The sequence below is a fragment of the Streptomyces sp. NPDC093261 genome, assembly GCF_044753645.1.
GTDB lineage: Bacteria > Actinomycetota > Actinomycetes > Streptomycetales > Streptomycetaceae > Streptomyces.
The window spans coordinates 112,788-131,251 of record NZ_JBIVNO010000014.1 but is presented as its reverse complement, the minus strand read 5'-3'; the positions used below and the strand labels follow the sequence as shown (position 1 = coordinate 131,251).

The 18,464-nt window shown below is 71.3% G+C and carries 22 protein-coding genes, 1 pseudogene and 1 riboswitch; of the genes and pseudogenes, 11 read left to right on the top strand and 12 right to left on the bottom strand.

All coding sequences use genetic code 11. The features are described 5' to 3' along the window. The first annotated feature begins 68 nt into the window (after positions 1-68). Positions 69-881 carry a dimethylargininase gene (gene ddaH, locus ACIP94_RS26670; RefSeq protein WP_402430649.1) on the top strand — a complete coding sequence of 271 codons (813 nt, stop codon included), beginning with the start codon at positions 69-71 and terminating at the stop codon, positions 879-881. Beyond that, entirely contained in the window at positions 878-2,098 is a 1,221-nt protein-coding gene (gene rocD / locus ACIP94_RS26665; RefSeq protein ID WP_402430646.1) for an ornithine--oxo-acid transaminase, read from the top strand. Before ddaH ends, rocD begins: the two co-directional genes overlap by 4 nt. Positions 2,099-2,189: 91 nt before the next feature. Here the strand turns inward: rocD and ACIP94_RS26660 are convergent, their stop codons facing one another. The 3 genes from ACIP94_RS26660 to ACIP94_RS26650 form a co-directional block, all read right to left on the bottom strand. After that, positions 2,190-2,666 carry a TIGR00725 family protein gene (locus tag ACIP94_RS26660; protein WP_402430643.1) on the bottom strand — a complete coding sequence of 159 codons (477 nt, stop codon included), beginning with the start codon at positions 2,664-2,666 and terminating at the stop codon, positions 2,190-2,192. A gap of 32 nt (positions 2,667-2,698) precedes the next feature. Further along, a complete protein-coding gene (locus tag ACIP94_RS26655; protein ID WP_402430640.1) occupies positions 2,699-3,727 on the bottom strand; it encodes an SDR family oxidoreductase in 1,029 nt (342 codons plus the stop codon). 105 nt (positions 3,728-3,832) lie between these two features. Beyond that, complete coding sequence (locus ACIP94_RS26650) at positions 3,833-4,168, bottom strand: helix-turn-helix transcriptional regulator (RefSeq protein ID WP_402430637.1); 336 nt, start codon at positions 4,166-4,168, stop codon at positions 3,833-3,835. Between the two features lie 155 nt (positions 4,169-4,323). Here ACIP94_RS26650 and ACIP94_RS26645 point away from each other — a divergent pair, with 155 nt between their 5' ends. The 3 genes from ACIP94_RS26645 to ACIP94_RS26635 all read left to right on the top strand — a co-directional run bounded on the left by ACIP94_RS26645 (position 4,324) and on the right by ACIP94_RS26635 (position 5,965). After that, complete coding sequence (locus ACIP94_RS26645; protein ID WP_402430634.1) at positions 4,324-4,692, top strand: hypothetical protein; 369 nt, start codon at positions 4,324-4,326, stop codon at positions 4,690-4,692. A 140-nt stretch (positions 4,693-4,832) separates the two neighbouring features. Next, complete coding sequence (locus ACIP94_RS26640; protein ID WP_402430630.1) at positions 4,833-5,027, top strand: hypothetical protein; 195 nt, start codon at positions 4,833-4,835, stop codon at positions 5,025-5,027. Positions 5,028-5,239: 212 nt separating this feature from the next. Next, positions 5,240-5,965 (top strand): lysophospholipid acyltransferase family protein, encoded by a 726-nt coding sequence (locus tag ACIP94_RS26635; protein WP_402430627.1) that lies wholly within the window; start codon positions 5,240-5,242, stop codon positions 5,963-5,965. Between the two features lie 127 nt (positions 5,966-6,092). On the opposite strand, the gene ACIP94_RS26630 is transcribed toward ACIP94_RS26635, so the two are convergent. From ACIP94_RS26630 to ACIP94_RS26595, 8 genes are all read right to left on the bottom strand, one after another. Further along, positions 6,093-7,691 (bottom strand): alpha/beta hydrolase, encoded by a 1,599-nt coding sequence (locus ACIP94_RS26630; RefSeq protein WP_402430624.1) that lies wholly within the window; start codon positions 7,689-7,691, stop codon positions 6,093-6,095. Positions 7,692-7,826: 135 nt separating this feature from the next. Next, entirely contained in the window at positions 7,827-8,591 is a 765-nt protein-coding gene (locus ACIP94_RS26625) for an urease accessory protein UreD (protein ID WP_402430621.1), read from the bottom strand. After that, positions 8,579-9,256, bottom strand: coding sequence for an urease accessory protein UreG (gene ureG, locus ACIP94_RS26620; protein ID WP_402430618.1), 678 nt, complete (start codon positions 9,254-9,256; stop codon positions 8,579-8,581). Before ureG ends, ACIP94_RS26625 begins: the two co-directional genes overlap by 13 nt. Before the next feature lie 189 nt (positions 9,257-9,445). Then, the gene (locus tag ACIP94_RS26615) at positions 9,446-10,120 is read right to left on the bottom strand and encodes an urease accessory protein UreF (protein WP_402430615.1); all 675 of its coding nucleotides are present in this window, start codon (positions 10,118-10,120) and stop codon (positions 9,446-9,448) included. Beyond that, positions 10,120-11,841, bottom strand: a complete 1,722-nt coding sequence (locus tag ACIP94_RS26610) for an urease subunit alpha (protein WP_402430612.1) — start codon at positions 11,839-11,841, stop codon at positions 10,120-10,122. Before ACIP94_RS26610 ends, ACIP94_RS26615 begins: the two co-directional genes overlap by 1 nt. After that, positions 11,834-12,145, bottom strand: coding sequence for an urease subunit beta (locus ACIP94_RS26605; protein WP_402430610.1), 312 nt, complete (start codon positions 12,143-12,145; stop codon positions 11,834-11,836). Before ACIP94_RS26605 ends, ACIP94_RS26610 begins: the two co-directional genes overlap by 8 nt. Before the next feature lie 16 nt (positions 12,146-12,161). Next, positions 12,162-12,464 (bottom strand): urease subunit gamma, encoded by a 303-nt coding sequence (locus ACIP94_RS26600; protein WP_402430866.1) that lies wholly within the window; start codon positions 12,462-12,464, stop codon positions 12,162-12,164. Positions 12,465-12,878: 414 nt separating this feature from the next. Beyond that, a complete protein-coding gene (locus tag ACIP94_RS26595; protein WP_402430608.1) occupies positions 12,879-13,154 on the bottom strand; it encodes a type II toxin-antitoxin system Phd/YefM family antitoxin in 276 nt (91 codons plus the stop codon). A 174-nt stretch (positions 13,155-13,328) separates the two neighbouring features. On the opposite strand from ACIP94_RS26595, the gene ACIP94_RS26590 reads away from it, so the two are divergent. From ACIP94_RS26590 to ACIP94_RS26570, 5 genes and pseudogenes are all read left to right on the top strand, one after another. Further along, positions 13,329-13,964: an ATP-dependent Clp protease proteolytic subunit gene (locus ACIP94_RS26590; RefSeq protein ID WP_402430605.1), complete on the top strand. Its 636-nt coding sequence runs from the start codon at positions 13,329-13,331 to the stop codon at positions 13,962-13,964. A gap of 7 nt (positions 13,965-13,971) precedes the next feature. After that, entirely contained in the window at positions 13,972-14,277 is a 306-nt protein-coding gene (locus ACIP94_RS26585) for a hypothetical protein (RefSeq protein ID WP_402430602.1), read from the top strand. A 413-nt stretch (positions 14,278-14,690) separates the two neighbouring features. After that, a riboswitch (cyclic di-AMP (ydaO/yuaA leader) is annotated at positions 14,691-14,888 on the top strand. 3 nt (positions 14,889-14,891) lie between these two features. After that, positions 14,892-15,365, top strand: a complete 474-nt coding sequence (locus ACIP94_RS26580) for a C40 family peptidase (RefSeq protein WP_402430600.1) — start codon at positions 14,892-14,894, stop codon at positions 15,363-15,365. A 142-nt stretch (positions 15,366-15,507) separates the two neighbouring features. Continuing rightward, a complete protein-coding gene (locus ACIP94_RS26575; protein ID WP_402430597.1) occupies positions 15,508-16,044 on the top strand; it encodes a DUF6328 family protein in 537 nt (178 codons plus the stop codon). A 269-nt stretch (positions 16,045-16,313) separates the two neighbouring features. Beyond that, positions 16,314-16,763, top strand: a pseudogene (locus tag ACIP94_RS26570) (LysR family transcriptional regulator substrate-binding protein); the annotation flags it as partial. A gap of 119 nt (positions 16,764-16,882) precedes the next feature. Here ACIP94_RS26570 and ACIP94_RS26565 read toward each other — a convergent pair. Further along, positions 16,883-17,341: an ATP-binding protein gene (locus ACIP94_RS26565; RefSeq protein ID WP_402430594.1), complete on the bottom strand. Its 459-nt coding sequence runs from the start codon at positions 17,339-17,341 to the stop codon at positions 16,883-16,885. 260 nt (positions 17,342-17,601) lie between these two features. On the opposite strand from ACIP94_RS26565, the gene ACIP94_RS26560 reads away from it, so the two are divergent. After that, complete coding sequence (locus ACIP94_RS26560; RefSeq protein ID WP_402430591.1) at positions 17,602-18,462, top strand: helix-turn-helix domain-containing protein; 861 nt, start codon at positions 17,602-17,604, stop codon at positions 18,460-18,462. The last annotated feature ends 2 nt before the right edge of the window (positions 18,463-18,464 follow it).

Sequence of the window (18,464 nt, the reverse complement as noted above, 5' to 3'; positions counted from 1 at the left end):
GTCTCCGCGGCTTCCTACCTTTGTGTCAACCCTCACTCGACACCCCCAGGAAGCGGAGGAAACCCTCTGTGACCGACACCCGTGTGCCGCGCCGGCGGCGCTTCCTCGTCTGCGAACCCAGACATTTCGCCGTGCAGTACGCGATCAATCCGTGGATGCATCCCGACACCCAGGTCGACGTCGACCTGGCCCGGGAGCAGTGGCAGGGGCTGATGCGCGCCTACCGCGACCACGGCCACACCGTGGACTCGGTGGACCCGGTCCCCGGCCTCCCGGACATGGTGTTCGCCGCGAACTCGGCGGTCGTCGTCGACGGCCGGGTCTTCGGCTCCCACTTCCACGCCCCCGAGCGGCGCCCCGAGTCCGACCACTACGAGACCTGGTTCAAGGCGGCCGGGTATGACGTGCACCGCTCCGAGTCCGTCTGCGAGGGCGAGGGCGACCTGGTGTGGACGGGACGCTACCTCCTGGCCGGCACCGGGTTCCGTACGACGCGGGAGGCGCACCGCGAGGTACAGGAGTTCTTCGGTCACCCGGTCATCAGCCTGACCCTGGTGGACCCGTACTTCTACCATCTGGACACGGCACTGTTCGTCCTCGACGACCGCAACATCGTCTACTACCCGGAGGCGTTCTCACCCGGCAGCCGCGAGGTGCTCGCCCGGCTCTACCCGGACGCGGTGCTCGCGACCCGCGAGGACGCGATGGTCTTCGGGCTCAACTCCGTCTCCGACGGGCGCCATGTCTTCATCGCTCCCCGGGCCGAGGCGCTCGCCGCCCGGCTCGCCGACCACGGCTATGACCCCGTCCCCGTCGACCTCTCCGAGTTCCACAAGGCCGGCGGCGGCATCAAGTGCTGCACTCAGGAGATCCGTTCATGACCGCACCCGCCCGTACGCGTTCGTCCGACGAGCTGATCAGCGCCGAGCAGCCGGTTCTCGCGCACAACTACCACCCACTGCCCGTGGTGGTGGCGCGCGCCGAGGGCACCTGGGTGGAGGACGTCGAGGGGCGCCGCTACCTCGACATGCTCGCCGGCTACTCGGCCCTCAACTTCGGGCACCGCAACCCGGTGCTGATCGAGGCGGCCCACCGCCAGCTGGACCGTCTGACCCTCACCTCCCGCGCGTTCCACAACGACCAGCTCGCCGAGTTCGCGGAGTCCCTGGCCGCGCTGACCGGCCTGGACATGGTCCTGCCGATGAACACGGGCGCGGAGGCGGTGGAGAGCGCCGTCAAGGTGGCCCGCAAGTGGGCGTACGAGGTCAAGGGCGTGCCCGCCGACCAGGCGACGATCGTGGTGGCGGCCGGCAACTTCCACGGCCGTACGACGACGATCGTCAGCTTCTCCACGGACGAGACGGCACGGTCGGGCTTCGGCCCGTTCACCCCGGGCTTCCGGATCGTCCCGTACAACGACCTGGCCGCGCTGGAGGAGGCCGTCGACGAGACGACGGCGGCCGTGCTGATCGAACCCATCCAGGGCGAGGCGGGTGTGATCATTCCGGACGACGGCTATCTCACCGGGGTCCGTGAGCTCACCCGCCGCGCCGGGTGCCTGTTCATCGCCGACGAGATCCAGTCGGGCCTCGGCCGTACGGGCAGCACCCTGGCCGTGGACCACGAGGGGGTCGTGCCGGACGCGGTGCTGCTCGGCAAGGCACTCGGCGGCGGCATCGTGCCGGTGTCCGCGGTGGTCGCGCGCCGTGAGGTTCTCGGCGTGCTGCGGCCGGGCGAGCACGGCTCGACGTTCGGCGGCAACCCGCTGGCCGCGGCGGTCGGCTCGGCGGTCGTGGGAATCCTGGAGACGGGCGAGTTCCAGCGCCGGGCGGCCGAGTTGGGCGTGGTGCTGCGGGACGGTCTCACGGCGCTGCTCGGCAAGGGCGTGGTGGGCTTCCGCTCCCGCGGGCTGTGGGCGGGTGTCGACATCGACCCCGCGATCGGCACCGGCCGTGAGATCAGCGAGCGCCTGATGCGGGAGGGGATCCTGGCCAAGGACACCCATGGCTCGACGATCCGGCTGGCCCCGCCGCTGACGATCACGGGCGAGGAGCTGGGATCGGCCCTGGAGGCCCTGGAGCGGGTCCTGACCGCCTGACCACCGGCGACGACGGCACCCGGGAGCCCGAGCACCACCACGGGCCCCGGGTGCCGCCGCGTCGCAGAACCCTGCGGCGTGCCCGTGCCGGTCAGGCCCACAGTCCCGTGAGGTCGAGCGCCTCGGCGGGTGTCCGTGCCTGCCGCACGCCGGGTACCTCGTGTCCGCCGGCGTCGACGAGGCGCCAGCCGTCGCCGAGTTGGACCACGGGCACATCGCCGCGGCGCATGGCGAGGGCCAGCTCCGAGAGCGTGCCCCACGAGCCGCCGACCACGATGACGGCGTCCCCGCTGTGGACGATCACGTTGTTGCGCGCCTGCCCGAGGCCGGTGGCGATCGCGACGCTCAGATCCGGCCCGGCACCGACCCGATCGGCCCCCGGCAGGACTCCGACGACCAGGCCGTCGCGGGACCGGGCGCCCGCCGCCACAGCGGCCATCACCCCGCCGTGGCCCCCGCAGATCACCACGGCCTGGCGCTCCGCGAGCAGCCGCCCCAGTTCATGGGCGAGATTCCGGTCGCGCTCCCCGCATCGCGACGGCCCGCACACCGCCACCTGCACCGCCATGCCGCGCCACCTCCGGGCGCACGATACCGCCCTCAACCGACCTTGCGGCCGTGCAAGGGTGCGGTCGCCGCGCCGGCGCCCTCCCGCAGCCCCTGGAGGAACTCCTCCAGCACCTCGGTCGCCGTCATGCGCGGCTGCCAGCCCAGTTCGGTGTGCGCACGGGTGCAGTCCATGAGCGGCAGCCGCAGCACCGCGTCGAAGAGATGCGGGGAGGCGGGAAGCAGACGCAGCCCCCACGCGGCGGCGATCGCCGACCGTGCGGCGGTACGGGGCAGCCGTACGGGGCGGGACCCCATGACCTCGCCCAGGACGGCCGCGTCGAGGGGCGGATCGGCGGCCAGGTTGAACGCGCCCCGCACCTCGCCGTGGATCGCGAGTTGATACGCGCGGGCCGCGTCATCGGTGTGCAGGGCCTGCACCCGCAGCCCGGAGACGTCCGGCAGGAACGGCAGCAGTTCGGGCCGGGCCAGCGGTCCGGGCAGGAACCGCCCGGCGAAGATCCGCCGCTGTTCGCTCGCCGACTCCCGTTTGAACAGGAAGGCGGGCCGCATCCGGACCACCCGGGTCCCGGGGTGCTCGTACTCGAAGGCGTCGAGGGTCCGCTCGAGATAGGCCTTCTCCCGGGTGTAGGCGGCGTCCGGCCAGCCGTGCGTCGGCCATGACTCGTCGACGGCCCGTTCCTTGGGGCCCGGAGAGTAGGCACCGACGGACGAGGCGTGCACCAGCGTCGGCACATTGGCGGCGGCGACGGCCTCGAAGACCCGGACGCTGCCGAGCACATTGGTCTCCCAGGTCGCGACCGGATCGTGGGTCGGCTGGAAGGCCCATGCCAGGTGTACGACCGCGTCCGCGCCCGCGAACTCCTCCACCATGTCGACCCGCGCCGAGGTGAGGTCGGCCGCCGACCACCGCACCCGATCGGGACCGAGGTCGGGGACGCGGCGCGCGAGCCCCCGCACGCTCGCCACGCCCGGATCCTCGGCGAGCAGGCGTACGAGACTGGTTCCCACGTTGCCGGTGGCGCCCGTGACCACGATCTTCTTACCCGTTGTGGTGCTCACTGGCTGCTCCTCTCGTGACCGGGACGTGCGAGTACCCGGTGCGGGAGGGAGCTGCACACCCCGTGTGCGCCGCCGGTGGCGGTGCCTTTGCCGGGGCCGATGCCGTCACTGATGCTGGCGCTCGTGCCGGCCGGCGGTCCGGGCGTCGTGCCGGGCGAGCAGCGAGAGCAGGTCGGCGACGCTCAGGCTCGCCTCCGCCGGGTGCCTGAGGAGGGTGCCGGGCTGGATGCGGTAGATGTTGGAGCGCCCCTCGCGGGTGTGGCTGAGGTAGCCGTCCTGTTCCAGGTCCGCGATGATCTTCTGGACGGCGCGTTCGGTCAGCCGGCAGCGGGCCGCGATGTCACGGATCCGGGTGGTCCGATCGTCGGCGATCGCGGCCAGGACGCGTGCGTGGTTGGTGAGGAACGTCCAACCGATGTGCGGCTCAGGCACTCCACCCATACAGCCGAGAGTAGAGGGCCGGGTACATGAACACAAAATGACGAAAGGGACTTCAGGGATGTGGGATGTCTTGACCTGTCGCGCGTGACGGGCAGAGCCTGGGGTTGCGGACATCGTCACACCGAACTCGTCCTGCGACCGGTAAGGCTTCCCTCATGACCTTTCAGAGTCCTGCCGAGCGCGGCGGTCACCGGCGCGGCATCTTCGAGGAACTGGCGGAGCGAGCGTCCAACTTCACCAGCTCTCCGCTCTTCTTCCTGATCTGCCTGGCCTTCGTCGGCTTCTTCGTGGCGGCCCATGTCGCGGGGTTGCCCCTGGAGGTGCTTCTGCTCGCAGGGGAGTCCATGACCGCGGTCACCCTCCTGCTGCTCGCTCTGCTCAAGAATTCGGAGATGCGGGCGGAGCATGCCATTCAGCGCAAGCTCGACGCGATCGCGCGCGCCCTGCTGGAGATGAACGAGGACAAGGACAGCCACGCCCTGGAGGAGCTCAGGAAGTCGATCCGCATGGAGGAGGAGACGTAAGGAGGGGCATCCGGGCGTGGGCACGTGTGCAGCCGCGGGAGCCCCTCCGGGGGCCGATATGCAGGGCCCCGCGAGTCGTGCCACGCTGATCGGGGGCGGAGTCACGCCCCTTGTCTCACCTCGTCGAGGAGTGAGCCGCCATGACCGACCGCGAACGTCACCCGTTCGAGGACGACTCGGGCCACCTCAGGGACATGACCGAGGAGACTCTGGGCGCTCAGGAGCAGGCGCGCCAGGAACGCCAGCACCGGCTGGAAGAACAGCAGCAGGGCCGTCGCAGGGACGACGAGTCGTCGTCCGCACGCCCGCAGCAGGAGGATGACTACTATCTGTAATCCATAACCGCGCGGAGCGACACGTCAGTCGTGCGCTTCGCGCCGCCTTCCCCTCACCCCGGCCCGGCCCCCGTCCGCGGGTGCCGTGCGAGTCGGCTCCCGCCCGGTTCCGGCCGATCGCGCCCGACCCTACACTGGCACCCCATCACATGCCGGTTGAGCTGCTGGAACACGGCGGTCGAGCCGATCCGCCGGAGTGAGGAGCAAGGCTCTTGTTCTACTACGTGCTCAAATACGTCCTTCTCGGGCCCCTGCTCAGACTGGTCTTCCGGCCGCGTATCGAGGGCCTCGACCATGTACCGGCGGACGGGCCGGCCATCGTCGCCGGCAACCATCTCTCGTTCTCCGACCATTTTCTGATGCCCGCGATTCTCAGACGCCGCATCACCTTCCTCGCGAAGGCCGAGTACTTCACCGGGCCCGGCATCAAGGGCCGCCTCACCGCCGGGTTCTTCCGCAGCGCCGGCCAGATCCCGGTGGACCGCTCCGGCAAGGAGGCCGGACAGGCCGCGATCCGCGAGGGGCTCGGCGTCCTGGGCAAGGGCGAGCTGCTGGGCATCTACCCGGAGGGCACCCGCTCCCACGACGGGCGCCTGTACAAGGGCAAGGTCGGCGTCGCCGTGATGGCCCTCAAGGCCCAGTGCCCCGTGATCCCCTGCGCGATGATCGGCACGTTCGAGGCCCAGCCGCCCGGCCGGGCCATCCCCCGCGTCCACCCCGTGACCATCCGCTTCGGCGAGCCCCTGGACTTCTCCCGCTATGCCGGCCTGGAGAGCGAGAAGGCCGTGCTGCGCGCCGTCACCGACGAGATCATGTACGCCATCCTGTCCCTCTCCGAGCAGGAGTACGTCGACCGGTACGCCGCGGAGGTCAAGGCCGAGGAGGCCGGGAAGGCGGACGAGCGGGCGCCCAGGTTTCCGCGGATGCCGCTGGGGTGAGCCCGGGTGGATCCGGACACGACCAGGGGGCGGCCGGTGTCCGGCCGCCCCCCTTCCCGCGCCTGTCACGCGGCGTGTGTCACGACGCGTGCGCAGAGCTACGCCCTATGGGTCCGCACCCGCGCGCCTACGGCTTCGGCGTGGCGTGCGGCGTGCACGTCACATCCGCGCTGTCCGTCCTGCCGGTGAGCAGGTAGGTGTCCACGCGGCTGTTGATGCACGGGTTGACCAGACCGGTCACGCCGTGGGAGCCCGCGTCCTTCTCGATGATCAGGCGGGAGCCCTTGAAGCGCTTGTGCAGCTCGACCGCGCCGTCGAACGGCGTGGCGGCGTCACGCGTGGACTGCACGATCAGGACGGTCGGCAGGCCCTCTCCGGTCCTCACGTTCAGCGGGGTCTGCTGCTTGACCGGCCATGTGGCGCACGGCAGGTTCATCCATGCGTTGGCCCACGTCATGAACGGGTAGCCCTTGTTGAGCCGGGTGTTGTCCCGGTCCCACTTCCGCCAGCTCGTGGGCCACTTGGCGTCGGTGCACTCGACGGCCGTGTAGACGGCGTTGCCGTTCTCGGAGGAGATGTTGCCCGCCGTGTCCGACAGGTCGGGCGCGGCCGCGTCCACGAGTGCCTGGGTGTCGCCGGCCACGTACTTGCTGAAGACGGTGGCGACCGGCACCCAGGAGGAGTCGTAGTACGGGGCGCTCTGGAAGAAGGAGATCAGCTCGGCGGGGCCGACGACGCCGCCGATCGGGTTCTTCTTCGCCGTGGCGCGCAGCTCGAGCCACTTCGCCTGCACCGCGTCACGGGTGGTGCCCAGGTGGAAGGAGGCGTCGTTGGCCGCGACCCAGTTCTCCCAGTCCTTCCAGCGGCCCTCGAAGGCGACGTCCTGGTCCAGGTTGGCCTGGTACCAGATCTTCTCCCGCGAGGGGTTGACCACGCTGTCGACGATCATGCGGCGGACGTGGCCCGGGAAGAGCGTGCCGTAGACGGCGCCGAGGTAGGTGCCGTACGAGACGCCCAGGTAGTTGATCTTCTTCTCCCCCAGGGCGGCCCGGATGACGTCCAGGTCGCGCGCGGTGTTGGGGGTGGTCATCTGCTGGAGCATCGTGCGGCCGGTGCGGTCGAGGCACCCCTGCGCGTACTCACGGGCGAGCTTGCGCTGCGCGCGCTTGTCCGCCTCGGAGCCGGGAACCGGGTCCGCCTTGGGCGCCTTCACGAACTCCTGCGGGTCCTCGCAGGAGATGGGCGCCGAGTGGCCGACACCTCGCGGGTCGAAGCCGACGAAGTCATAGGCCTTCGCGACATTGACCCAGAGCGGGTTCTTGGTGGTGATCCGGAGCGGGAAGCGCAGTCCGGAGCCGCCGGGGCCGCCGGGGTTGTAGACCAGGGCGCCCTGGCGCTCCTCCTTGGTGCCGGTGTTCCCGACGCGGTCGACGGCGAGCTTGATCTGCTTGCCGTCCGGGTGGGCGTAGTCGACCGGGACGGTGACCCAGCCGCACTGGACGGGCTTCGCGAGCCCCCAGTCCGCCGGGCAGTCCTTCCAGTCGATCCCTGCCTCGGCCGCGCGTGCGGCGGCGATCGCCGCACCACGGGCCTCCCGGTCCTGACCATGGCGCGAGTCGGCGGTGGCCGACGGTGCCGCCACGGCGCCGGCTATCAGCGTCGCCGTGACGAGCGCCCCCGCAGAGGCGAGCGCTGTCACTCGTCTCGTCGGTCTGATTCCCCTCAAGTGGGACCTCCCCGTACAAGGTTGCGATAGGTACGGGGATCCTTGCCGCTGTGAGAACCCTGAGAACAGAGGGGACTTGGCTTCTTTACCAATCCGATAACCGGTACATGGCGCTCCGCACAGCGGGCGGCTGGGTCAACTGAGCGCTTCCAGCGCCTCGTTCAGTACCCGGCGCAGCCGCAGCGCGTCCGGTGCGACCGCGGTGACGAGTACGCCGGGCCCGGCGAGCGGGGTGAGCGAGGCATCCTCCCCGAGCAGCCGTGCCTCGGCCGACCGGCTCACGAACTCCGGCTTGACGACCAGGAGTTGACCGAACGCCCGATGTCCCGCCAGGACGGCGGGCCCGTCCCACCCGCCGGGGGCGCCCGGTCCGCAGGCCACCTCCTGGTCGAGCAGCGGGCGCCCGTCGAGCCGTACCGTGAGACGGCTGGTGAGCCGCCCGGGTTCCTCTCCGACGCGCCCGAGGACCTGCTCCTCGCGGTACACGAGACGGGCCCCGGACGCGAGGTCGATGCGCGTGGAGACCGACAGCTCACTGCCCCGCGCCGAGATCAACTGCTCGGGCAGCCAGTGCAGTTCGCCGCCCGCGGCCACATCGAGCCGGACGTCGTAGCGGGCCTCGCCCTTGGCCTGCCCGGGCAGGGCGATGGTGGCGGCGGCCGAACCCGCGTGCAGCAGGGCGCCGCTGCCCACGGCCGCCTCGACGGTGAAGTGGTCTCCGCCGAGCGGCCCGCTCATCGCGCCGACGAGCATGACGCGCGCCTCTTCACCGTGCGCACGCGTCCGGCGCAACGCGAGCGGTCCCTCGCCCGCCAGCACCGGCAGGGACGTGCCGCCCCGGCCATCGTCCCGGGCCACGATCCGCGCGGTGGCCCGTACCCCCGTCGTCACGCCGTCCACGCGGCGAGCCGCGTCCGCACCCAGCCGGCCACGTCATCGACACCGGCCTCGGTCCGCAGGGACTGGAAGACAACGGGCAGTTCGGCTCGCTGCGCCTTCGCGTCGGCCGCCATCCGGGAGAGATCGGACCCGACGTACGGCGCGAGATCGGTCTTGTTGACGACAAGCAGGTCCGCGGTGGTGACACCCGGGCCGCCCTTGCGCGGGATGTCGTCCCCGCCCGCGACGTCGATGACGAAGATCTGCGCGTCGACGAGCCCCTTGGAGAACGTGGCGGTGAGGTTGTCACCGCCCGACTCCACGAGGATCAGATCGAGCGGTCCGACCTCGTCCTCCAGGTCCTCCACGGCCTCGAGGTTGGCGGAGATGTCGTCCCGGATGGCGGTGTGCGGACAGGCTCCCGTTTCCACGGCGGCGATCCGCTCGGGCGGCAGCACGGCCTCCCGCAGCAGGAACTCGGCGTCCTCTCGGGTGTAGATGTCATTGGTCACGACGGCGAGTGACAGCTCGTCCCGCAGGGACCGGCAGAGCGCGGCGACGGTGGCGGTCTTGCCGGATCCGACGGGACCGCCGAGCCCGATCCGCAGGGCACGCCGTGAGCCGTCGGGCCGGCGGGCGTCGGCGCCGACGGCGGTGGGGCCGTCGTGGGAGTGGTCGAGGTGCATGGGGCGGCTCCTGTCTCAGGACCGAAGGGCGGGACCGGGGGGACCGGGGAGGCGGACTGGGGAGGCGGACTGGGGAAGGGACCGGGAAGCGACCGGGAAGCGGGACCAGGGGAAGGGACCGGCAAAGCGGGACTGGGCGGAAGGGACCGGCGCGAAGGGTCTGGGCCTGGGGACGGACGCGGGCCTCCTCTACGACGCGAACAGACGGACGGGCCAGGAGGCATGCGCCTCCGCACCGATCTCCAGCAGGGGCGCCGACGCCGCGGGCAGCGCCTCGACCCCGTCGTCGAGCACGCGCCGCGCCGCCTCCTGCGCGCGGTCGGCCACCAGATCCAGCTCGGGCGCCAGCCGCGCGAGAACGGCCGACGCGTCGAAGGGGTCGAGGCTCAACAGCCGTACGACCGCGGTCGCGGGCCCGCTCACGCTCTCGTACGCGGAGCAGTACGCGGCATCCTGTTCCCCGAGCCCCGCGGCCCGGGTGGCGAGCCCCAGCACCACCGGCTGGTGGGCCCCTTTGGGGAACTCGGCCGCGAGGGCGTCCAGTTCGGCGGAGGGCCAGGTGGCCCGCGCCGCCCGCATCAGCTGCCGTCCCAGCCGGCGCGCGGCGCCCCGGAGCGCGGCCGACGGCGTACGGGCATCGGCGGCGGCGTCCAGCACGGCCGGGTCCACACCGAGCGCGGCCGCCGCGGCGAGGGACGCCGACACCAGCCCGGCGGTGTGCAACCGCCCCCGGCAGAAGTCCTCCAGGCTCGCCGCCCCGGTGATCCGCCCGGCGCGGACGGCCGCCTCGGCCCCGCCGGAGTGCGCGTGCGCTCCGGCGGGGAAGCGGCCGTCGGCCAGGACGAGAAGCGCTGCCCTGGACATCAGAAGAGGAAGTATCGCTGGGCCATGGGCAGTTCCTCGGCCGGTGCGGCCTCGACCAGTTCCCCGTCGATGTGCACGCTGAAGCTGTCGGGGTCGACCCGCACCTGGGGCCGGGCGTCGTTCTCGCGCATGTCCGCCTTGGTGACTGCGCGCGTGGACTCGATGGCCACGAACCTCTTCCCGAGCGAGAGCCGCTCCGGCAGCCCGTCCTCGATCGCCAGGGGCGCGACGAAGTTGACCGAGTTCGAGGCCGGGGCCCGCCCGATCGCCCCGTACATCGGGCGGGGCAGGATCGGCTGCGGGGTCGGGATGGAGGCGTTGGCGTCTCCCATCTGCGCGTAGGCGATCTGGCCGCCCTTGATGACGAGGTGCGGCTTGACGCCGAAGAACGCGGGCTCCCACAGCACCAGGTCGGCGAGCTTGCCGGTCTCGACGGAGCCGATCACATGGGCCAGGCCCTGGGCGAGCGCCGGGTTGATCGTGTACTTGGCGACATAGCGACGTACGCGGTGGTTGTCGGCGTGGCCGTCGCCCGGCAGGGCTCCGCGTCGCCGCTTCATCACATGGGCGGTCTGCCAGGTCCGCATGATGACCTCGCCGACGCGCCCCATGGCCTGGGAGTCGGAGGAGATGATGGAGATCGCGCCCAGATCGTGCAGGATGTCCTCCGCGCCGATCGTGGAGGGCCGGATCCGTGACTCCGCGAAGGCGAGGTCCTCGGGCACCGCCGGGTTCAGATGGTGGCACACCATCAGCATGTCGAGGTGTTCCTCGGCGGTGTTGACGGTGAACGGCCGGGTCGGGTTGGTGGAGCTGGGCAGCACATGCGGCTCGGACACCACGGTCATGATGTCCGGCGCGTGCCCGCCGCCCGCCCCCTCGGTGTGGTACGCGTGGATGCCCCGGCCCCCCACGGCGGCGAGCGTGTCGCCCACGAACCCGGCCTCGTTGAGGGTGTCCGTGTGGATGGCGACCTGGATGCCGGTGCGGTCGGCGACCGTCAGCGCGGCGTCGATGACGGCGGGGGTGGAGCCCCAGTCCTCGTGGAGCTTGAGGCCGAGGGCGCCGCCGCGGATCTGGGAGAGCATCGCGTCGTGCGAGACGGTGTTGCCCTTGCCGAGCAGCCCGAAGTTGAGCGGGTACCCCTCCATCGCCTCCAGCATCCTGGCCAGATGCCAGGGCCCGGGGGTGACGGTGGTCGCCTTCGAGCCCTCGGCCGGTCCGGTGCCGCCGCCCACCAGGGTGGTGATGCCCGCGGCGAGGGCCTCGTCGGCGATCTGGGGGCAGATGAAGTGGACATGGGCGTCGATGGCTCCGGCGGTCATGATCCGGCCGTTGCCCGCGATGATCTCCGTCTCCGGGCCGATCACCAGGTCCGGGTGGACGCCGTCCATCGTGTCCGGGTTGCCGGCCTTGCCGAGGGCGCTGATCCGGCCGTCGCGGATGCCGACGTCGGCCTTGACGATGCCCCAGTGGTCGATGACGACGACCCCGGTGACGACGGTGTCGGGAGTACCCTCGGCCCGGGTGGCGCGCGACTGGCCCATGGACTCGCGGATGACCTTGCCGCCGCCGAACACGGCCTCGTCGCCGGCGAGCCCCGGCCCGCCGGAGCGGTCCTCCTCGATCTCGACGAGCAGATCGGTGTCGGCGAGCCGGATGCGGTCGCCGGTGGTCGGACCGAACAGGTTGGCGTACGCGGCGCGCGGGATCTCAGGCATCGAGGGCACCTCCGGTCTCCCCGCGCAGGCCCGGCACGACCCGGGCGCCGGTGAGCGGGACGAGTTCCACGTCGACGGGGATGCCGGGCTCGAAGCGCACGGCGGTGCCGGCGGCGATGTTCAGCCGCTTGCCGCGCGCGGCGGCGCGGTCGAAGTCCAGCCCCGGGTTGGCCTCGGCGAAGTGGTAATGGGAGCCGACCTGGACGGGCCGGTCGGCGGCGTTGAGCACGGTCAGCCGGGTGATCTCGCGGCCCTCGTTGTAGACGACGGGCTCCTCCGCGAACAGGATCTCTCCGGGAATCATGGCGGCCGGTCCCCCGTCAGACGATCGGGTCGTGGACGGTGACCAGCTTGGTGCCGTCCGGAAAGGTGGCCTCGACCTGGACGTCGTGGATCATCTCCGGAATGCCCTCCATGACGTCGTCCCGGGTGAGCAGCTTGCGGCCGGAGGCCATGAGTTCGGCGACCGTACGCCCGTCACGGGCGCCTTCGAGGATGTGGGACGTGATGAGGGCGACCGCCTCCGGATGGTTCAGCCTGAGTCCACGGGCCCGGCGCTTCTCGGCCACGTCGGCCGCCACATGGATCAGCAGCCTCTCTTGTTCGTGCGGGGTCAGATGCACGTCCCACCTCACCGTCCTCGCTCCGGACCGTGCGGGGTCCGGTTGCCGCAGCCACGGGTCAAAGTCCCTGGTGGCGTGGATGGGCAGGTTAGTTGGACCGCGTTTCACGCGCGTTAACCGGACGGTGAGCCGCAAAGCCGCCGGCGCGACCTGGCACCGGCCGCCGCCTCCACCGCACCAGAGATCGGCGGCTGCCGCCAGCCGGGGGAAGCATTCGGGGACCGCACCAGGGACGAGGGGGCGGACCCGAGGGGGCGCAGGGCACAGGGGGCGCAGGGTGCACGGCGCACGGGGCGCAGGGCGCACGGGACACAAGGGCTCAGGGCGCTCAGGGCGCTCAGGGCGCTCAGGGCGCTCAGGGCGCTCAGACGTGCGACGACGCGGGCAGGGGGCCGCCCGTTCGAGCGGCCGCCGTCAGGACGGGTCGGGCCCCCGATGCTCCGCGGTGATGCCGAAGCGGTGTCGCTCGGGCCGGACCGAGGGAACCTCGCGGACGCCGGAGACCGAGCTGATCACCTGCTCCTCAGCGGCGTCCAGTGCGGCGAGCCGCTCGAGGTCGGCGGCGGAGACCAGGGCGACGAGAGGCTTTCCGTGCCGTGTCACGACGACACGCTCGCCGCCGTACACCACGCGGTTGATCAGATCGGCGAGTTCAGCCCTGGCTTGCGTCACCGGAATCTCGTAGGCCATGTGGTCCAGCTTAGACCGGGGCCCCGGAAGTGCCGGGGCGAGGACGGCTCGGACCGGGGGCCGCCTCCGTTTTCGCTCTCGGCGTGCCGGCTTCGCTCTGGGCGATTTTCCATGCCTCGGACAACGTACATCCTGTACATTTTTTACAGGAGCGATTCCGAGGAGGCCTGTGTCATGAACCGACCGTCCGCACGTCATGTCCTGCCCGAGTTCACCGAGCGGACCGGCTATGGGCACCGGACCCTGGATCCTTACTCGAAGCTGCTGGACGAGCGGATCGTGTTCCTGGGGACACCGATCGACGACACCTCGGCGAACGACGTGATGGCGCAGTTCATGCATCTCGAGTACCTGGACCCCGACCGTGACATCTCGCTCTACATCAACTCTCCCGGCGGCTCGTTCAGCGCGATGACCGCCGTCTACGACACGATGCAGTACGTCGGCTGCGACGTGGAGACGATCTGCCTCGGCCAGGCGGCGTCCGCCGCGGCCGTGCTGCTGGCCGGAGGGACGCCGGGCAAACGGTTCGCCCTGCCCGGCGCACGGGTGCTGCTCCAGCAGCCGTCCCTGCCCGAACCCATCGAGGGACAGACCGGCGATCTGGTGATCCAGGCCGAGGAGTTGATGCGCGTACGCGGGCGACTGGAGGAGATGCTCGTACGCCATACCGGGCAGAGTCCGCAGCGGATCGCCGCCGACATCGAGCGGGACACGATGCTCGACGCTCCGGCCGCGGTGGAGTACGGACTGATCGACCGCATCATCCCGAGCCGCAAGGCGTCGCGCCCCGCGTCCGACGCGAGGTGAGCCGCCGATGCTGCCGCCCGAACTGCCCCCGCTGCCCGCACTGACCCGGGCCGAGGCGGAGGTGATCGACCGTTACCTCGACGTAGTCGACCTGCTCGGACGCATCAACCCGGCGCACTCCGGGGACACCTACCGCGGACTGCGCGCCGCCCAGGCCCTGGCGAGCAAGGCGGCGACCCTGCGCGACGCCCTGACGGTCATGCACCAGCGCGGGGAGCACGAACTGCATGGCCCCACACTGGCCCGGGCCCTGCGCGTCCTCGACGGCGAGCGGCGCGCGGCCCGGGTCGCCGTGCCGCCCGGACCGGAGTGACGCATGGCGCGCGGGGATCGGTCGGGTCCTGACTGACGGCCGGTGATCTGTGGTACGCGGTGTGCAGTTGACCACGGTCCGGTCGGCGTTCGCGCACGGCCCGCGCCGTCGGCCCTGCGTCCGGCCCCGGGATCAAACGGACCAAATGGCGTACCCCTGCCCGGCGTAGAGGGTGCTCCGTCCGGGAGCGGGGAGAACGTGGGCCAAGTGCGGGGCATCCAGGGCGCCATGACATGCTCCGCCGCAGGTCCGGGCCTCGTCGATCCCCTCAACGGCCCTCACACACAAGGGTGTCCGGCCGAACGGGTGAGTGGTGAGTAATGCCACAAACCCTCGATTCCATTGTGATTTTCCGACATCCCTGGGCGAAGATCCCTTGCTGACGACAAGCCCCCGCCACCGCGGCGGGGCGGTCCGGGCGGACGCCGAATCCTGCCGCCGCCCGGATGATCCGGTCGACAGAAGTGGATCGGCAGGAGTGGAGGACCCAGCAAGGCGGGCCTCCCGGAGAGATCCGGGTGGTCCTTGGGGTGAAGCCGCGCGAGCGGCCGGGCTACTTCGCCAGCCCGAATCCGACAGGTCATCCTTCACAGGCGGCTGACGAAGGGTTGCGCATGACTGCGCTCAATCGTGTCCCGTCGCTGCTGACCCGGGCCGGCACCGCCTCGGCCCTCACCCTCGCCGCCGTCGGCGGCAGCATCGCGGTTCCCGGCGTCGCAAGCGACGCGGCGGCCGCGACGCCGGCGACAAAGGCGCTCCAGATCGCGGCGTCCAAGAAGGGGTCTCCCTACAAGTGGGGGGCCGCCGGGCCGCGCCGCTTCGACTGCTCCGGACTCACCCTCTACGCCTACAAGAAGGCGGGCAAGTCCCTACCCCGCACGGCAGCGGGGCAGTACAACAAGACGCACCACATCTCCGCCTCCCACCGCAAGGCCGGCGACCTGGTGTTCTTCCACTCCGGCCGGAACGTCTACCACGTGGGCATCTACGCCGGGAAGGGAAAGATCTGGCACTCCCCGAAGACCGGGTCCGTCGTACGGCTCGAGAAGATCTGGACCAGGAGCGTCTGGTACGGCCGGGTCAGCTGATCCGGCGGGCGGGGTGACGGCACGGGCCGCCGTCACCCCGCGCGTACGCCGTGTCCCCGTGGGTGGCGGGTGCGTCCCCGCGGGGACGGGCGAGGACGCGGCCCCGGGGCGTGAAGAGGGTCGCAGCGGTTACTCGTTCACCATGGCCGACCGACCACCTCTTGAGGCACGGCACGAGACACCGCTGGAGCGCGCCGACCGCAACTTCGCCGAGCTGCTGCAGGAACTGCGTGTCACGCAGACCGGCGTGCAGATTCTCTTCGCGTTCCTGCTGACCCTCGCGTTCACCCAGCGCTTCCCGTCCCTCGACACGGCCCAGCGCGTCACCTATGTCACGACGCTGCTGCTGGCGATGGTGGCCGCGGCCCTGTTCACGGCCCCGGCCGCGCTGCACCGAATGCTCTTCCAGCAGAACGTCAAGCCCGCCATCGTGCGGATCTCCTCCCGGCTCGCGGCGGCCGGGTTGGTGGTGCTGGCGCTCGCCTTCACCGGCTCGGTGCTGCTGGTGGTGGAAGTGTCGCTCGGCCGCGCGGCGGGCATCGCCGCCGGCGCGGGCACGCTGCTGGTGTGCGCGGCCCTGTGGCACGTCCTGCCGCTGCTGGTGCGGCGCGCGGTCGTCAGGAGACGAGAGGCTCGAGGAGAAGCACCGGACCGAGACCCGTCAGAGCGCCCCCGGTGACCGCCTCCAGGGCTCGCGCGGTGCGCGGCCGGCGCAGTCGGCGGCCGAGCCACTTTGGCGCAGCGGCCGCCCTTCGGGCGCGTCCGACGCCACGGGGCGTTCATCGGGGTCAGGGGCCCGCCCGGCGGATTCCGTGGCGGTGGCGAAGGCCTGGGACCGGCCCAGTCCCCGGAGCGGCCGTGCGCCCAGGTACAAGCACATAGCCACCGCTGAGCAGCTGAAGCGTGGGGAACAGCCCGATCACGGCCACCAGCACCGTGGCGACTTTGCCGTCGTCCGTGTCCCTGGAACCCGTGCTGTCGGAGGAGCTGGTCCTGGTCACGAGCCCGGGCCACGCGTTGAGCGCGGAGGCGTCGCGACTGCCACCCGCCGAGCTTGCGGGGCAGCCGCTGATCAGCACGGCGCCGCGGCACCCGGCGCGGCGGGAGGTGGAGGCCGCCCTCGCCGCCCTCGCCGCCGTCGCCGCCGTCGGCGCCACTCCGCCGGTCCTGGTCGAGACGCCGGGATACGCCGTGGTGTGCGCGCTGGCCAGTGCCGGTCTCTGGGTGGCGGTGGTGCCGGAGATGGTGGCCAGGACCACGGCGACCCCGCTGGGGGTACGCCCGCTTCGGCCGGGCACCCCGCGCCGGACGATCTCGGTCGTGCACCGCACCGACGAGCCGGCGCCCGCGGCCGACGCCTTCCGCGCTCTGCTGCGCGGCGCCTTCGGGCGAGCGGCGCGGAACCTCCGAGAGGCCGCGACTCCGCGCACGCCGGCATCGCACCCGGGACGCGCCCCGTCCCCCCGGGGCGCGGCGCGGAGCGGCCCAGCCCTGCGTGCCCATGCGCAGGCACCGATTCAGGGCTCCGGCTGTCCCGCCCCCGAGACCGACCGCACGGGAACGGTCCACGGCAGTTCGATGGCCACGGTCTTGCCGCCCTCCCGGGTGGGCCGCACGGTGAGCGTCCCGCCGTGCTCGGCGGTCAGCCAGCGGACGATCACCATGCCACGGCCGTTGTCCTGCTGGACGGCGGCCGGCAGCCGCTTGGGGAAGCGCGGGTGGCTGTCCGTGACGCCGATGCGCAGTAACTCCTCCCGCGCGAGCGCGATGTCGACCGTGAAGGTCGGTGACTGCCCGAACGTGTGCTGCACGGCATTGGTCGCCAGTTCGGACACGATCAGGCGCACGGAGTCGGCGACTTCGGCATCGCTCGGCAGACCCCATTCCGTGAGAATGTCCGAGACATATGTTCGGGCGGCGGAGACCGAGGCGGGATCGCTCGGCAGAGTGACGGATGCTTCCTGATGGTCTGCCATGGCGACGTCGTCCCTTTCCCTGGGGACCGGGGTCCGACACGGAGCGGTCTGGTTCGAGAACGGTCCCGGACTTGGTGCTGCGCGCCAGACTGCCATCACCAGGCCTGTCGCGCGTGCCATCCCTCGAGATATGCATATATCTGTCGCCCGAAGCGGTGAACTCTCCGACGACCGACCGTATTCGGGCGGCCCTCGGGGTCATCCTTTACCGTCGCCTACCGTCGCCGTGAAAACCGCGCGCCGTGCGGAGGGAGTCGGCCATGCAGTACGGACCAGCGGTGCGCCGCCGCAAACTCGGCGCCGAATTGCGCGGCCTGCGTGCCCGCTCGGGTCTCACGAGCGGCCAGGCGGCCGCGCGCGTCGGCTGGCACCAGTCGAAGGTGAGCCGGATCGAGACGGGCTCCAGCGGGGTCAAGCCGGGGGACGTACGGCTGCTGCTGGACGCGTACGGCGTCGAGGACCCCGAACTGCGGGAACTGCTGCTGGTGCTGGCGGGCTCGGAGGACGGCGACGGCCGGCAGAACTGGTGGCACGCCTATCGAGGGGTGCTGCCGCCGGCCTACCGCGACTTCATCAGCCTGGAGTCGCAGGCGAGCGGGATGCGCACACTGGAGACCTCGGTGGTGCCGGGGCTGCTCCAGACTCCGGAGTACGCCCGGGCGGTCACCCGGGCCGCCGTGGGCACCCTGGAGGACGCCAAACTGGACGCCCTGGTGGAGGTGCGGCTGGCCCGTCAGGAGGTGCTGCGCGCGGATCCGCCGCTGCGGCTGAGCGCCGTTCTGGACGAGGCCGTGCTGCGCCGGGAGGTCGGTGGCCCCCAGACCATGACACGGCAGCTCAGGCGGCTGCTGGACGCGGCCCGGCTGCCCCATGTGCGGCTCCAGGTGCTGCCGTTCGCCGCCGGGGCGCACATCGGCATCACTGGGCCTTTCGTTATCTTCTCCTTTCCGAGCAGATCCGATCTGGATGTCGTCGTTCTCGACCACTTGACGAGTAGCCTCTACCTCGAACGGAAAGAAGACCTCCAGGCCTACTGTGAGGCCTTCGACTCCCTTCGGATCCACGCCCTTTCGCCCGAGGACTCGTTGGATTACATCGCCGCGTTGGCCGGTGATGCGTAAGG